The organism is Pseudomonas sp. 910_21 (genome assembly GCF_052850735.1).
This window is the reverse complement of the sequence record NZ_VXCY01000011.1, coordinates 221,127-235,995: the sequence shown is the minus strand read 5'-3', so window position 1 is coordinate 235,995 and position 14,869 is coordinate 221,127. Positions and strand designations below refer to the sequence as shown.

Here is a 14,869-nt window from a genome sequence, read left to right as displayed (position 1 = left end):
CCTCACCAGGCCTGGCCGCGACGCTTGAGCTCCAGGCGGCGCACGAACTCCTCCAGTACCAGGGAATACAGGTCGTCCTGCAGGTAGGCATCTTCGATGCCGGCGTCGAGATTGGGGTTGTCGTTGACCTCAATCACCACCACTTTGTCGCCGGACTGCTTGAGGTCAACCCCGTACAGACCGTCGCCGATCAGGTTGGCGGTCTTCACGGCCAGTTCCACCACGGCCCGCGGCGCCTCATGGACCGCCAGGGTGCGGCATTCACCGTTGATGTCCTGGCCCTTGGCCTTGTGGTTGTAGATCTGCCAGTGGCCCTTGGACATGAAGTACTGGCAGGCAAAGATCGGCTTGCGGTTGAGCACGCCAATGCGCCAGTCGTACTCGGTGTAGAAGAACTCCTGGGCCAGCAGCAGCACCGAGTGCTCGAACAGTTCGGCTGTGGCCGTAAGCAGCGCCTGCTGACTTTCGACCTTGATCACCCCGCGGGAAAAACACCCATCGGGAATCTTCAGCACCAGGGGAAAGCCCAGGCGTTCGCCGACCCGTTCGAAGTCTTCCGGTCGCTCCTTGTAGAGAATCTCGGTGGCGGGCATCCCCAACTGATGGCCCTTGAGCAGGTCGGTGAGATAGACCTTGTTGGTACAACGCAGGATCGAGGTGGGGTCATCCATCACCACCAACCCTTCACTTTCGGCCTTCTTGGCAAAACGATAGGTGTGGTTGTCGACGCTGGTGGTTTCGCGGATCAGCAGCGCATCGTATTCGGCAAGACGGGAGTAATCCTTCTTCTCGATCAACTCCACATCGATGCCCAGCCCCTTGCCGACCCGAATGAAGCTTTCCAGTGCCCGGGCATTGGAAGGCGGCAGGATTTCGTGGGGATCGTGGAGTATCGCCAAGTCATAACGGGCCAACTGCCTTGAGCGTGGAATACGCCAGACCTTGCGGCTGAAACTGTCCAGGGAATTGGCAAATTGATCTTCCTGATCTTCTCGCAACTTGTGCAGGGCACCGGACTTCACCCCTTCGATATGCCAAGTGTTAGCGCGCTTGAAATCAACTAGCAGGATCGGGCAAGGAAAGAGTTCGAATAATTGACGAGCCAGTTCCTGCAACGGCTCGATATGGGTCCGACCAAAATACAGCGTCAGAGTAAAACCTTCGGTATCACTGTAGAGGTGATTGCTCAGGGCTTTTTCCAGGGTCTTGTCCAGGTCGTCCAGGGCCAATCCATAGAGGGCCTTGCGGGTCAGCTCACTGATGGTGCGTACAGATGGAATCACCCGGTGGCCGCGAGCTTCAGCCAGCAGCGAACAGTAGTAACCGTGTCCCAGGTACTTGTAACTACGGCACAGATTGATCACCTGAACCCTTTTTCCCGGGGCGTGTTCCCGGCTCTGCTCAAGGTATTCCTGGGCCGTGAGAATATCTTCACTGGGAAAGTAGGAGGCCCAGTCTTCCTTGCGTTCGACAATGATAATCACCTGACTTGAAACTTTATCCCCAGGGGAAAAATAACTTGCCGAAGTGATTGTCGCCGGCAAACTTTGCTCGGATACTTCTCGCCAATGACCTTGTACCGCTGACATAAAGTTCGCTCTCGCTTAAGAACCTGACCCTTTCTATTAAGCACGAACTTTTTTTGAAGTCTCGTTTCGTTACGCAACTTTTACGGCGGTTATATGGATCTTGTCTTTCGCACTGCAACCCCCGACGATCTGCCGGCGCTGGTGGCCCTGGAACAGCAATGTTTCACCAGCGACCGGCTGACTCCACGCAGCTTCCAGTGGATGATCAACCGCGCCCACGGGCAACTGCTGGTGGCCGAGCATCAGGCGCGGTTGCTGGGCTATGCCGTGGTGCTGTTTCATCGCGGCACCTCCCTGGCGCGGCTGTATTCCATCGCCATCGCCGAAGACGCCCGCGGCCTTGGCCTGGGTCGGCGCCTGCTGCAGCGGATCGAGGCCTGTGCCCTGGCCCATGATTGCGCCTATCTACGCCTGGAAGTGCGCACCGACAACCCGGCAGCGATTGCCTTGTACGAACGCCACGGCTACCGGCGTTTTGCCCGCATCCATGATTACTACGAAGACCACGCCGACGCGCTGCGTCTGGAGAAACGCATTCTCCAGCACCGTGAGACCCGCAGCATCCGCGTGCCCTATTACCAGCAGACCACCGACTTCACCTGCGGTCCGGCCTGTTTGCTGATGGCCATGGCGGCCCTGCAACCGTCGCGGCCCCTGGAGCGACGTGAGGAACTGCAGATCTGGCGTGAAGCCACCACGGTATTCATGACCGCCGGCCATGGTGGCTGCAGCCCTCAGGGCCTGGCCCTGTCCGCCTGGCGCCGGGGCTTTGGCGTGCGCCTGCAAGTCAACAGCGCCGGGCCACTGTTTCTCAGCGGCGTGCGCGACGAGCATAAAAAGGACGTCATGCGCCTGGTTCACGACGAGTTCTGCAAGGAACTCGATACCAGCGATGTGCAACAAGTACTGGGCGGCCCTCTGGACCTGCCGAGGTTATTGAGTGAGGGCGGCCAGCCCCTGGTGCTGATCAGCAGCTATCGCCTGACCCGTTCCAAGGCGCCTCACTGGGTGATAGTCACCGATTGCGACGAGGACTTCGTCTACCTGCACGACCCGGATGTCGACCATAGCCAGCACCGCCAGCCGATGGACTGCCAGCACCTACCGGTCAGCCACAGCGAGTTCGACAAGATGTGCAGCTTCGGCAGCAGCAAACTGCGGGCCGCCGTCATCCTCTCCCAGCGCGCCCAAGCGTAGGAGCCGGCTTGCCGGCGAAGCGGCCTTCGGATTTTGTGCTGCCCTCGCCGACGTCTTCGCTGGCAAGCCAGCTCCTACACAGCACGGCGCTAACCCGTAGGAGCCGGCTTGCCGGCGAATAGGCCTTCGGATTTTGTGCTGTCCTCGTTGACGTCTTCGCTGGCAAGCCAGCTCCTACAGCAATGGTGTCCGGCGGGCGGATTATTCCAGGCCAACCTTGTACAGGCCGCCCTGCTCCTCGTCGGTAAGGATGTACAGATAACCGTCCGGGCCCTGGCGCACGTCACGGATGCGCGCATTGAGGTCGCCCAGCAGGCGCTCTTCATGGGTGACACGGTCGCCGTCGAATTGCAGGCGGATCAGTTCGCGGCTGGCCAGGGCGCCAATGAACAGGTTGTGCTGCCAGGGCTTGAAGCGATCACCGTCATAGAACGCCATGCCGCTGATGCCGGGGGACTTCTCCCAGACATGATGGGGGGCCACGGTGCCTGGCGCTGTCTGGCCACCGGCCTCGGGAATCGGCTGGCCGGAATAGTTGACCCCGTGGGTTGCCAGGGGCCAGCCGTAGTTCTTGCCCCGTTCGATGATGTTGATCTCGTCACCGCCCTTGGGTCCATGCTCGTTCTCCCACAAGGTGCCGCTCCAGGGGTTGAGCGTCGCGCCTTGTGGATTGCGGTGGCCGTAGCTCCAGATCTCCGGACGCACCCCGGACTGACCGACAAAGGGGTTGTCGTCCGGCACCCGGCCATCCGGATACAGGCGCACTATCTTGCCCTGGAGCTTGTCCAGGTCCTGGGCGGTGACCCGGTTGTTGTTCTCGCCCAGGGTGATGAACAAGTAGCCGTCGCGGTCAAACACCAGGCGGGAGCCGAAGTGGTTGCCGGTGGACAGCTTCGGCTCCTGGCGGAAGATCACCCGGAAATCCTTGAGCCCGCTCAGGTCGTCGGCCAATCGGCCCCGGCCGACCGCAGTGCCGGCTGTGCCGTTCTCGCCACCGCCTTCGGCATAGGACAGATACACCATGCGGTCCTGCCTGAAGTCCGGCGACAGCACCACGTCCAGCAAGCCACCCTGGCCATTGGCCCAGACCTTGGGCACGCCGCTCAAGGGGGCCGAAAGCTTGCCATCCGGGCTCACCACCCGCAGGTTGCCGGGACGCTCGGTGACCAGCATCCCTTGGCGATCCGGCAGGAAGGCCAGGGCCCAGGGATGGTTCAAACCTTGCACCAACGGCGTCAGGCTCAGAGTGCCCTGCTCGCTGGGAAACGACTGTTCGCCCGCCGCCGAGGCCGGCAACACGCTGCCCAGCAGGACGCTGGCGCACAAGGTGGCGAAAAAGGTTTTACACAACATGCTCGCTTCCTTCTGTGGATCAAGAAAATCCCTCGCGCGCCACGCACAGGCGACGGTCGACAACGCAGTGCACAGGCACCTCAGCGCCGGTTGCTCGGATCGTTATCTCGGGGGCTTTGCACTCGGGGATCGGGATTGGCTCGCTGTACACCGCCCCGGGGGTAACCGTTGCCGATACCGCCGTTCTCCAGGGTCGGCGGCCGTCCGCTGGGCGCTGTGCTGGGGCCACGAACAGGCGGACTGCTGGGCTGGGTGCCCTGCATGCTGTTGGGATTGGCCCGGCGAATGGGGTTGCTGTAGGGATCGTTGTTGCCGCTGTTGGGCAGGGTCTGCGCCAGCAACAGAGCACTGGGCAACTGCGGGGACGGGAGCGGTTCAGGGACGGCGGCCCAGATCGCGCCACTGGCCCAAGTCAGCGCGATGAATGCGGCAAACCCGCGAGCCAGACTGTTCATGACAAGCCTCCTGAAGAGCGACAAGGTATCGAATTCGATTCCACGCTACGCCCAGGGTTCGGCTTTGTTAATTAAATAATCCTGCAGAACATGTAACACCCGGTATCCACGGCGCGCCATAGTCGCCGCGGCGTAAGAGCCGGCTTGTCGGCGAAGAGTCCGCTGAGCCGTGCATTGCTCGGGCCGACGCCTTCGCTGGCAAGCCAGCTCCTACACAAGCCAGCCCCTACACAAGTCGCAGGCCCGCATCCAGACGCTGGAGCAGGCCAAAAGGCAGGATGGGCCGATCAGATATAGATGAAGAGCAACAGCAGCGCGGCGAAGATCGCCCACTTTTCCAGGTAGTAGCGGGTGCGGTTGCGCTTTTTCAGTTCCTTGCCCCGCAGGCGGATCTTGTACAGCTTGTTGAAGGCCCGGTTCAGGCCACCGGTCTTGTCTCCGGCATCATTGGGCGAGCCGGCAGCGGACATCACGGTGCGGCTGAACCAGCCATTGAGCGCTGCAGCCCAGCGATACTTCATCGGCCGCTCGACATCGCAGAACAGAATGATGCGGTTTTGATCGGTGGTGTTTTCCGCGTAGTGGATATAGGTCTCGTCGAACATCACCGCTTCGCCGTCGCGCCAGTGATAGCGCTCGCCATCGACCTCGATGTAGCAACCTTCATTGTTCGGCGTGGACAGCCCCAGATGGTAGCGATAGGAACCGGCATAAGGGTCACGGTGGCGCACCAGCTTGGAGCCCGGTGGCAGCTCGGCAAACATCGCCGCCTTGATCGAGCCGATGCTCTGCACCAGCTCGGTGGTGCGCGGGCACAGCTTCATCGCCGAAGGATGGCTGTCGCCGTACCACTTCAGATAGAAGCGTTTCCAGCCGGTCTTGAAGAACGAGTTGAAACCCACATCGTTGTACTGGTCCGAGCGTTTGATCTCACCGGCCTGCAACAGGTTCTGGCCCTCGGTGCGAATCTCTTCCCAGTGTTCCTGCAGCTTGTTCATCTCGGGAAAGTCGGCCGGGTCCAGGTAGGGCCGGTTGGGAAACCTGGAGAACAGGTAAAGAAAGCAGTTGATGGGGGCCAGGAAGGTGGAGTGATCACTCAGTTGGCGACCCAGCTTATGGCGCACGCGCCCCCGCAGGTGTACGTACGCAATGGATAAAACGTATACAGCGGCAATGATGAGTTTCACGGAAATTGTCACACTTCAGAAGAGAGCATGCTGCGCCCCTGAAAGCCCGAAGGGCCAAAGGCAAATGGCAGCGTCTGAGTTGAAAAAAGCGCAATCGGCGAACGTCTTCGTCGCCGATCCGACCCTCGGCGTCCGGCCGTCGGCTGGCATTTTAGCCACAGTTTGTAACCAATGGTTAACTCAAATTTGTGAAAAGCTGCGCGACTTCTGTCGAAATTTGCCTGTATTGCGCCAGGTTTTGATTCAGCTCAAGAGAATGCCCTCCAGCCCTCTAGCCGGCACAATCGAGCTGTGCTGGCCGGGTTCCCGAGGTATCCTGCCGGGCGCCTTTTTCCTTTCTGCATGGCAAGGACCGCTGAATTGATCGACCTCACCCTACTTCCGACCCTGGTCCTGCTACCCGGGATGGATGGCACCGGCAGGCTGTTCGACCCGCTGCTTCAGGCCCTGCCCCCGAGCGTACCGGTGCAGGTCCTGCGCTACCCCGCCGATCAGGTGCTGGACTACCCCGCCCTGGTGGAACGCGTAGGGCAACAATTGCCACTGGACCGTCCTTTCGTATTGCTGGGCGAGTCGTTTTCCGGCCCGGTGGCCGTCAGCATCGCCGCTCGGCGTCCAGCCGGGTTGAAGGGGCTGGTGCTGTGCAGCAGTTTTGTGCGCAATCCGCGTTCGGCACTGGCCCCTCTGTCTCCGTTGCTCAAGCTTCTGCCCTTGCGACACTTGCCGTTCTGGCCGATGGATGCCTTGTTGCTCGGTGGTTTTTCCACGCCCGCGCTACGCGCCGCACTGGCCGCAGCCATCGCCCAGGTGCAATCCCGGGTACTGCGAACCCGATTGCAGTCAGTGATGGCGGTGGATGCAAGCCAGGCTCTGGTGGCCACGGAGGTACCACTGCTGTATCTCCAGGCCCGCCACGACCGGTTGGTGCCTGCCTCGGCGTCCACCCTGATCCGGCAACTGCGCAACGATGCCCAGCTGGTGGCCATCAACGGCCCCCACTGCCTGCTCCAGGCCGCACCGACTGAGGCCGCCGAGCACCTGCTGCGGTTCATGCACGAGTTGGCACAGATCCGAGTTGCGGTCGACGGCCGTTGAACATCGACCATTGCGGCAAAAATCCCTACCCGAGCGTCATACAACTGCTCGGTTACATATGCGACAATGCGCACAAATTCCAACATGCACCCCGCACTCTTTGCTCAGCAACCCGGCCCCGTCGCCGGAATGTTGCGCTCGACGTACGCCCGCTGGCTCAGCTCCACACCCAGACCGGCCCGACCTGGAAGGCTCCAGATCGCGCTTCGTGGATTCAGGCCGGCGCTAAATCATTGGTAGGTAAGTAATTGATCTCCACAGCTAACATCACCATGCAGTTCGGCGCCAAGCCACTGTTCGAGAACGTTTCGGTCAAGTTCAACGGTGGCAACCGTTACGGTCTGATCGGCGCCAACGGTTGCGGCAAGTCGACCTTCATGAAAATCCTCGGTGGCGACCTCGAGCCGTCCGGCGGCCAGGTCATGCTGGAGCCGAACGTGCGCCTGGGTAAACTGCGCCAGGACCAGTTCGCCTACGAAGAATTCACCGTGATCGACACCGTGATCATGGGTCACGAAGAGCTGTGGAAGGTCAAGGCCGAGCGCGATCGCATCTACTCGCTGCCGGAAATGACCGAAGCAGACGGCATGGCTGTGGCCGAGCTGGAAACCGAATTCGCCGAGATGGACGGCTACACCGCCGAATCCCGCGCCGGTGAATTGCTGCTGGGCCTGGGTATTCCCCTGGAACAGCATTTCGGCCCGATGACCGAAGTCGCTCCAGGCTGGAAGCTGCGGGTGCTGCTGGCCCAGGCGCTGTTCTCCGATCCGGAAGTCCTGCTGCTGGACGAACCGACCAACCACCTGGACATCAACACCATCCGCTGGCTGGAAAACATTCTCACGGCGCGTAACAGCACCATGATCATCATTTCCCACGACCGTCACTTCCTCAACAGCGTCTGCACCCACATGGCCGACCTGGACTACGGCGAACTGCGTCTGTTCCCGGGCAACTACGACGAGTACATGATCGCCGCGACCCAGTCCCGCGAGCAGCTGCTGTCGGACAACGCCAAGAAGAAAGCCCAGATCGCCGAGCTGCAGACCTTCGTCAGCCGCTTCTCGGCCAACGCCTCGAAAGCCAAGCAGGCCACGTCCCGGGCCAAGCAGATCGACAAGATCCAGCTGGCTGAAGTCAAGCCGTCGAGCCGGGTCAGCCCGTTCATCCGCTTCGAACAGACCAAGAAGCTGCACCGCCAGGCGGTGACCCTGGAGCGCATGTCCAAGGGTTTCGATGGCAAGACCCTGTTCCAGAACTTCAGCTTCACCGTCGAAGCCGGCGAGCGCGTGGCGATCATCGGTCCCAACGGTATCGGCAAGACCACCCTGCTGCGCACCCTGGTGGGCGAACTGACCCCGGACGCCGGTACCGTCAAGTGGACCGAAAGCGCGGAACTCGGCTACTACGCCCAGGACCACGCCCATGACTTCGAAGACGACGTCAGCCTGTTCGACTGGATGGGCCAGTGGACCCAGGGCGAGCAGATGATCCGTGGCACCCTGGGCCGCATGCTGTTCTCCAACGACGAGATCCTCAAGTCGGTCAAGGTGATTTCCGGTGGTGAGCAAGGCCGCATGCTGTTCGGCAAGCTGATCCTGCAAAAGCCCAACGTACTGGTGATGGACGAACCGACCAACCACTTGGACATGGAATCCATCGAGGCCTTGAACCTGGCCCTGGAAAACTACCCGGGCACCCTGATCTTCGTCAGCCACGACCGTGAGTTCGTATCGTCCCTGGCCACTCGCATCATCGAGTTGAGCCCAAGTGGCGTGACCGACTTCAGCGGCACCTACGACGATTACCTGCGTAGCCAGGGCGTGATGTTCTAAAGCAGCAGGCCGTTTCAAGCGACAAGCGTCAAGCAAAGCCCCGTCCGTTGTGACGGGGCTTTTTCGTTTGCCCCTCCTCTCGCAGGAGCCGGCTTGCCGGCGAAAAAGCCCTTGAGTCGGCATTGCCCCTGCCGGCGCCTTCGCTGGCAAGCCAGCTCCTACACGGATTCACGGGCCTCTGTAGGAGCCGGCTTGCCGGCGAAAAGGCCCTTAAGTCGGCATTGCCCCTGAGAACGCCTTCGCTGGCAAGCCAGCTCCTACGGGACGGTGGGGAGATATCGTTAGCCTGCTTCCTTTTATTATCGCGGCACGCGATGATGCGGTTCTCTAACCGCCGCACGCGAACGAGCCTTCATGCCCGAGCCACACAGCCCCGCTCAAAGCTCCATGGCGATCACCCTGCAGATCGTCTCCATCGTCATCTATACCTTCATCGCCTTCCTCTGCATCGGCTTGCCGATTGCCGTATTGCCCGGGTATGTGCACGAACAACTGGGCTTCAGTGCCGTGGTCGCCGGCTTGACCATTGGCTCGCAATACCTGGCCACCCTACTCAGCCGCCCCATGGCCGGGCGCATGTCGGACACGGTCGGCACCAAACGCTCGATCATCTACGGACTGGTGGGGATTCTGCTCAGCGGGGTGCTGACGCTGCTGTCGGTACTGCTGGAACAACTGCCCCTGCTGAGCCTGACCATCCTCCTGTGCGGGCGCCTGCTGTTGGGCGTGGCCCAAGGTTTGATCGGGGTCGGGACCATCAGCTGGTGCATGGGCCAGGTCGGCGTGGAACACACCGCCCGCTCGATTTCCTGGAACGGCATCGCCTCCTACGGCGCCATTGCCATTGGCGCGCCGCTGGGGGTGGTGATGGTTCAGCAATACGGTTTCACCAGCCTCGGCTTCGCCCTGTCGATTCTGGCAGTGCTGGCCCTGCTGCTGATCCGCAACAAACCCTCGGTGCCGGTGATTCGCGGCGAGCGCCTGCCATTCTGGGCAGTCTTCGGACGCATTGCTCCCTTCGGGGCCAGCCTCAGCCTCGCCTCCATCGGCTACGGCACCCTGACGACCTTCATCACCCTGTTCTACCTGAGCCGCGGCTGGACCGGCGCCGCCTATTGCCTGACGGTGTTCGGGGTGTGCTTCATCTGCTCGCGGCTGCTGTTCATCTCCAGCATCAGCCGCTTTGGCGGCTTTCGCTCGGCCATTGTCTGCATGTGCGTCGAAACCCTGGGGCTGACCCTGCTATGGCTGGCGCCCTCCACTGCCTGGGCGCTGATCGGTGCCGGGCTCACCGGCTTCGGCTTGTCGCTGGTGTATCCGGCGCTGGGGGTGGAAGCCATCAAGCAAGTGCCCAACAGCAGCCGCGGTGCCGGCTTGAGTGCCTATGCGGTGTTTTTCGATCTGGCCCTGGCCATCGCCGGCCCCTTGATGGGAGCGGTGGCCTTGAACCTGGGGTACTCGTGGATCTTCTTCTGCGCCGCCCTGCTCTCGATCACGGGCCTGGGACTGACCTTGCTGCTCAAGCGCCGGGCCGGCGCCTGAATCACTGGTCGGCGGTCTGCATCCCTGCCCGGCTCGGCCGGCCCAGGGTATGGGCGAAGAACTTGCCGGCTTCGGCAATCAGGTTGCGATGGATATCCTCGCGGTCGACACCGTCGGCGTCGGTACACAGGGCCGGCATGGCCGCCAACTGTTGGGCGGTGCACGGCGCCATGAATACGAAGTGTCCGGCACCGGCCAGCAGCTTGAAGTCCGGGGCCACGGGCAACTTGCGCGCCAGGGCCGCAGCATTCTTGTCCAGGGCCACGAGCTTGTCGCCATCGCCGCTGTAGAGCAGCACGGGCACATGCACCCCGGCCAGGGTCTGGCGACCGAACTTCAGGCTCAGGGGCGCCATCAGCATCAGCGCATGCACCCGCGGGTCGGCCACCGGTTGCAGATCGTCGCGGTCGACAATCAGTTCGCCCTGGGTATTGCAGGCATCGCGATCATCGGGACGTTCCTGGCAGTAACGCCGCAGACGGTCCAGGTCAGGCGTGGCGCCGGACAGGATCAAGGCGGTCTCGCCACCGGCGGAATAGCCGATGACCCCGACCTGATCGGCATTGACGAAGGGCGACAGCATAGGGTCGCCGAGGGTGGCAGTTATGGCTTCGGAAATCTGAATCGGCCGCCCATAGAGGTTGCTCAAGGTGCCCAGGCGGCTGTGGTCCTTGGAGTTGTCACCGGGATGAATCACCGCCACCACGACAAAGCCCTTGCGCGCCAGGGACGTGGCCAGGTCGTGCAGGGCCAGGGGCGTGCCGGTATTGCCGTGGGACAGCATCAGCATCGGGAAGCGGCCGATGGCGATCTTGGCGTCCCGGGATGCGGCAATCTGATAACCCTCGACCTGGCTGGGGTGCTCGATGCCGGTGGACGGGTAAAAGGCGATGGCGCGCATCGGCTGCTGGTCCAGGGGATCGAGAAAGCTCATCTCATGAAAGCCAACGCTCCAGTGCGGATGTGGCGCAGGGGCGGCCTGCACCGAAATCAGGCTGCTGAGCAGGCAGATCAGTAACATTGCACAAAGACGTTTCATCACACGCCCACCTTTGCCGCTGGATCGAGAAAGCCCGTTGCCCCTGCCATCCCTTGCCGCCAAGGCCTTGAAGCGAGATTGGCCCGTCACTCCGGATGCACCGCCAGGGAGCAGGACTCCCCGCCGCGAAAAACTTGCATAACCTGGGCCAGAAACATTGAAAACCGCCAACAAAAAAACTCCGCATTCCGATCACTTCAAACAGTGATCAGAATACAGAGTCTAGTGGCGCTTGCCGTGCAGGAAAGCGTCTTTACACAAGTCTTACGCCGCGGCGAAGAGCTGCTCGCTGATCTGAGCCTGAGCGTCGCTCATGGCTTTGTTGCGCACATCTTCACCGTAGGCCAGGCCGTGGGCACGAACGAATTCGATATCGGTGATACCGAGGAAGCCGAACAGCACCTTGAGGTAGTCCTCATGAGCCGCCCCTGTGGCCTGGCCAACGTGCAGGCCGCCGGAGGTCGAGACCACTATGACCTTCTTGCCGCCGCACAGGCCTTGTGGACCGGCTTCGGTGTAGCGGAAGGTCTGGCCGGCCACGGCGATGCGGTCGATCCAGGCCTTGAGCTGGGTCGGGATGGTGAAGTTGTACATGGGCGCCGCGATCACCACCGCGTCGGCGGCCTGGAATTCGGCCAGGGCCTGGGCGCTGAGCTCGGCCTCGTGTTTTTGCGCGGCATCACGCAGTTCCGCGGCGGTGCCGGCGGCCACCAGGGTCGCAGCCGAGAAGTGGCTGATGGCATCGCCGGCCAGGTCACGATAGGTCACTGCCAGGTCAGGCTGGGCGGCTTTCCACGCCTGGACCACGCTGTGGCTCAGTTGGCGCGATGCCGAGTTGTCACCCAGGATGCTGGAATCGATATGCAAAAGTTTCATGTGGGATCTCCAAGTGAGGACCGCCACTGGGCGATCGGATGCTGGCAATCCTACAGATGAATTCAATAGCTGATTAGTCGGCATAAATGCGATAGTTCGTCCCATCAGCAGGACAATCGAGCCCTTCCCCATGCAAGACCTCAACGATCTCTATTACTTCGCCAAGGTGGTGGAAGCCGGTGGCTTCGCCGCCGCCGGACGCCAATTGGGCATTCCCAAGTCGCGCCTGTCGCGGCGCATCGCCGAACTGGAAGAGCGTCTCAAGGCCCGGCTGCTGCAGCGCACAACCCGGCAGCTCAAGCTCACAGCCGTGGGCGAACGCTACCTGCGCCATTGCCAAGCCATGTTGCTGGAAGCGGAAATGGCCGACGAGGCCGTGGCCAGCATGGCCAGCGAGCCCCGAGGACGCCTGCGGGTGTCGAGCCCGGTGGGCCTGGCCCATGAATTGCTGACGCCACTGGTGAGCAGTTTTCTGGAGAAATACCCTCAGGTGCAGCTGGAGATGCTGTTGCTCAACCGCCGTGTCGATCTGGTGACCGAAGGCATAGATGTGGCGTTGCGGGTGCGCGAGCAAGGCGACGAAGATCCTTTGTTGGTCACCCGACGCCTGCGCCCGGCACAGACAGCGGTGGTCGCCTCCCCGGCCTTCCTGCGGGACAACCCGGTGACCCACCCGCAAGACCTGAGGCGCCTGCCGATACTGGGCGCCCTTGAGGCCGACCGCTTGGTGCACCTGCGGTTGCTGGATCAACAGGGCAACGCCTGCGACCTGGCCCTGGAAGCGCGCCTGGGCATCGATGACTTCATCGTCCGTCGCGCCTGTGCCCTCGCCGGCCTGGGCTGCACCGTACTGCCAATGCTGTACTGCGAGGCGGAACTGGCCAGCGGTCAGCTGGTGCAACTACTGCCCCAGTGGTCACTGCCCGGCGGCTGGCTGCAAGCGGTGTATCCTCACCGCCGGGGTGTGCTGCCGGCCGTGCGGGCCTGGATCGAACACCTGAGTGAATCCTTCGAACGCTGTGGAGAACGTGCCCTGTGAAAGCCGCAACCCTTAATGAAGAGCAAGTGGCGCAATTCTGCCTGGGCCTGCCAGGCGCGCGGGAAGACTACAAATGGGGCGGCGTGCGAGTGTTCTCGATTGCCGGCAACAAGATGTTTGCGCTGCAGAACCTGCGGGGCGACTCCCTGGCTTTCAAGGTCGACCGGGAACTGTTTCTTGGCCATGTCGACCGTCCGGGCATTGCCCCGGCGCCCTATCTGGCCCGGGCTCACTGGATCATCATGCACAGCCCCTACCCGCTGGGGGCCGAGGAACTCAAGGCCTTGCTGCAAACGTCCCATCAATTAGTGGTGAGCAAGCTGCCCAAGCGCACCCAGGTCGGCCTGCTGCTCTAGAACAGGCTCAGCAGGCGGTTTTCCAGGAACAGCCGATCAATCCAATAGACCTGATGCAGGGCGACGATCAGCCAGAACAGCGTCTGGTAGGACACCTTGCGGGTCTTGTGCCGCAACAGCTGCTGAGCCAGCAAGGCGCCGGGCCAGCCACCGGCCAGTTCCAGAGCGTGCAGGACCTTCTCCGGCGTGCGCTGCCCCTCGGCCCTGGCCCGACGCTTGTCGTGCCAGTACAGCAGGAAGGTCAGCAGGCTGACGGCGGCATAGGCGACCAGGGGGATGATCGAGATCCCTCGCCACCATAGAGACAACGAGCCGAACAACGGCAGTGCACACAGCAGGACAAAGACCAGCAACTTGAGCTTCAGGTTGTGGACACGCGCGCCGCTGCCGGCACGCGGTTCGCTACGGCCCGTCGTCACGGCTTGACCGCCGTCCAGTCAACCCAGCCGAACTGCCAGGTCGCCAGGATCAGCAGGCCGAAGGCGATGCGATACCAGGCAAACGCCGCATAACTGTGGCTGGCAATGAATTTCAGCAAGCCCTTGACCGCGATCATGGCGAAGATGAAGGCGGTGACGAAGCCGATGGCGAACACCGGGAAATCATCCGGCTGGAACAGGTGGCGGTACTTGTAGCCGGAGTAGACCGCGGCCCCCACCATGGTGGGCATGGCCAGGAAGAACGAAAACTCGGTGGCGGTCTTGCGCGACAAGCCGAACAGCAGCCCGCCAATGATGGTCGAGCCGGAACGCGAGGTGCCCGGGATCATCGCCAGGCACTGGGCACAGCCTACCTTGAGCGCGTCCTTCCAAGTGATTTCGTCCACCGTTTCGGCGTGTACCTGATGCTGCCGGCGCTCGGCCCACAACATGATGATGCCGCCGACCACCAGGGCCGTGGCCACGGTGATGGGGTTGAACAGGTAGGCGTGGATCAGGTCGGCGAAGATCACCCCCAGCACCACCGCCGGCAGGAAGGCGATCAACAAGTTGACGGTGAAGCGCTGGGCCTTGGGTTGTGTGGGCAAGCCCAGCACCACATCGAAGATCTTGCGGCGAAATTCCCAGACAACCGCGAGAATTGCCCCCAGCTGAATGATGATGTTGAAAGCCATCGCCCGCTCGCCCCCGAAGTCGAGCAAGTCGGCGACGATGATCTGGTGCCCGGTGCTGCTGATGGGTAAAAACTCGGTCAGGCCTTCGACAATCCCAAGTATCAATGCCTGCGCGGCGGTCCAAAGATCCATCAATCCCCCATAAGGCGATGCACCAGGCATGCCTCTTTTTTAAGTATTCAAAGCGTTCAC

15 protein-coding genes are annotated in these 14,869 nt (G+C 61.8%); 7 read left to right on the top strand and 8 right to left on the bottom strand.

Annotated elements, in window-relative coordinates:
• Window positions 1-2 precede the first annotated feature (2 nt).
• A complete protein-coding gene (locus tag FW796_RS29385) occupies window positions 3-1,589 on the bottom strand; it encodes a RimK family protein (RefSeq protein WP_446440519.1) in 1,587 nt (528 codons plus the stop codon).
• A 93-nt stretch (window positions 1,590-1,682) separates the two neighbouring features.
• On the opposite strand from FW796_RS29385, the gene rimI reads away from it, so the two are divergent.
• Window positions 1,683-2,786, top strand: a complete 1,104-nt coding sequence (rimI, locus tag FW796_RS29380; protein WP_404936902.1) for a ribosomal protein S18-alanine N-acetyltransferase — start codon at window positions 1,683-1,685, stop codon at window positions 2,784-2,786.
• Between the two features lie 201 nt (window positions 2,787-2,987).
• Here rimI and FW796_RS29375 read toward each other — a convergent pair whose 3' ends face one another.
• From FW796_RS29375 to lpxO, 3 genes are all read right to left on the bottom strand, one after another.
• A complete protein-coding gene (locus FW796_RS29375) occupies window positions 2,988-4,139 on the bottom strand; it encodes a PQQ-dependent sugar dehydrogenase (protein ID WP_446440518.1) in 1,152 nt (383 codons plus the stop codon).
• Window positions 4,140-4,219: 80 nt separating this feature from the next.
• Window positions 4,220-4,594 (bottom strand): hypothetical protein, encoded by a 375-nt coding sequence (locus FW796_RS29370; protein WP_446440517.1) that lies wholly within the window; start codon window positions 4,592-4,594, stop codon window positions 4,220-4,222.
• A 287-nt stretch (window positions 4,595-4,881) separates the two neighbouring features.
• Window positions 4,882-5,781, bottom strand: a complete 900-nt coding sequence (lpxO, locus tag FW796_RS29365; protein WP_123725241.1) for a lipid A hydroxylase LpxO — start codon at window positions 5,779-5,781, stop codon at window positions 4,882-4,884.
• Between lpxO and FW796_RS29360 the strand changes: the two genes are divergently transcribed.
• The 4 genes from FW796_RS29360 (at window position 5,744) to FW796_RS29345 (ending at window position 10,253) form a co-directional block, all read left to right on the top strand.
• Complete coding sequence (locus FW796_RS29360; RefSeq protein ID WP_446440532.1) at window positions 5,744-6,145, top strand: hypothetical protein; 402 nt, start codon at window positions 5,744-5,746, stop codon at window positions 6,143-6,145. The two genes, lpxO and FW796_RS29360, sit on opposite strands and share 38 nt — an antisense overlap.
• Window positions 6,142-6,876: an alpha/beta fold hydrolase gene (locus FW796_RS29355; RefSeq protein ID WP_446440516.1), complete on the top strand. Its 735-nt coding sequence runs from the start codon at window positions 6,142-6,144 to the stop codon at window positions 6,874-6,876. The genes FW796_RS29360 and FW796_RS29355 overlap by 4 nt, the downstream gene beginning before the upstream one ends.
• Before the next feature lie 248 nt (window positions 6,877-7,124).
• Window positions 7,125-8,711: an ABC-F family ATPase gene (locus FW796_RS29350; RefSeq protein WP_159890447.1), complete on the top strand. Its 1,587-nt coding sequence runs from the start codon at window positions 7,125-7,127 to the stop codon at window positions 8,709-8,711.
• A gap of 354 nt (window positions 8,712-9,065) precedes the next feature.
• Window positions 9,066-10,253, top strand: a complete 1,188-nt coding sequence (locus FW796_RS29345) for an MFS transporter (RefSeq protein WP_346634386.1) — start codon at window positions 9,066-9,068, stop codon at window positions 10,251-10,253.
• Window position 10,254: 1 nt separating this feature from the next.
• On the opposite strand, the gene FW796_RS29340 is transcribed toward FW796_RS29345, so the two are convergent.
• On the bottom strand, window positions 10,255-11,292 hold the full coding sequence (locus FW796_RS29340; protein WP_346634385.1) for an alpha/beta hydrolase family protein: 1,038 nt from the start codon (window positions 11,290-11,292) through the stop codon (window positions 10,255-10,257).
• Between the two features lie 264 nt (window positions 11,293-11,556).
• A complete protein-coding gene (locus FW796_RS29335) occupies window positions 11,557-12,168 on the bottom strand; it encodes an FMN-dependent NADH-azoreductase (protein ID WP_346634384.1) in 612 nt (203 codons plus the stop codon).
• Between the two features lie 130 nt (window positions 12,169-12,298).
• Here FW796_RS29335 and FW796_RS29330 point away from each other — a divergent pair, with 130 nt between their 5' ends.
• Both FW796_RS29330 and FW796_RS29325 read left to right on the top strand, forming a co-directional pair.
• Window positions 12,299-13,207: a LysR substrate-binding domain-containing protein gene (locus FW796_RS29330; RefSeq protein WP_346634383.1), complete on the top strand. Its 909-nt coding sequence runs from the start codon at window positions 12,299-12,301 to the stop codon at window positions 13,205-13,207.
• Window positions 13,204-13,563 (top strand): MmcQ/YjbR family DNA-binding protein, encoded by a 360-nt coding sequence (locus FW796_RS29325; RefSeq protein ID WP_346634382.1) that lies wholly within the window; start codon window positions 13,204-13,206, stop codon window positions 13,561-13,563. Before FW796_RS29330 ends, FW796_RS29325 begins: the two co-directional genes overlap by 4 nt.
• Here FW796_RS29325 and FW796_RS29320 read toward each other — a convergent pair.
• Both FW796_RS29320 and FW796_RS29315 read right to left on the bottom strand, forming a co-directional pair.
• Window positions 13,560-13,982 carry a DUF1294 domain-containing protein gene (locus tag FW796_RS29320; protein WP_404936905.1) on the bottom strand — a complete coding sequence of 141 codons (423 nt, stop codon included), beginning with the start codon at window positions 13,980-13,982 and terminating at the stop codon, window positions 13,560-13,562. The two genes, FW796_RS29325 and FW796_RS29320, sit on opposite strands and share 4 nt — an antisense overlap.
• Window positions 13,979-14,809 carry an undecaprenyl-diphosphate phosphatase gene (locus FW796_RS29315; RefSeq protein ID WP_346634380.1) on the bottom strand — a complete coding sequence of 277 codons (831 nt, stop codon included), beginning with the start codon at window positions 14,807-14,809 and terminating at the stop codon, window positions 13,979-13,981. Before FW796_RS29315 ends, FW796_RS29320 begins: the two co-directional genes overlap by 4 nt.
• Between the last annotated feature and the right edge of the window lie 60 nt (window positions 14,810-14,869).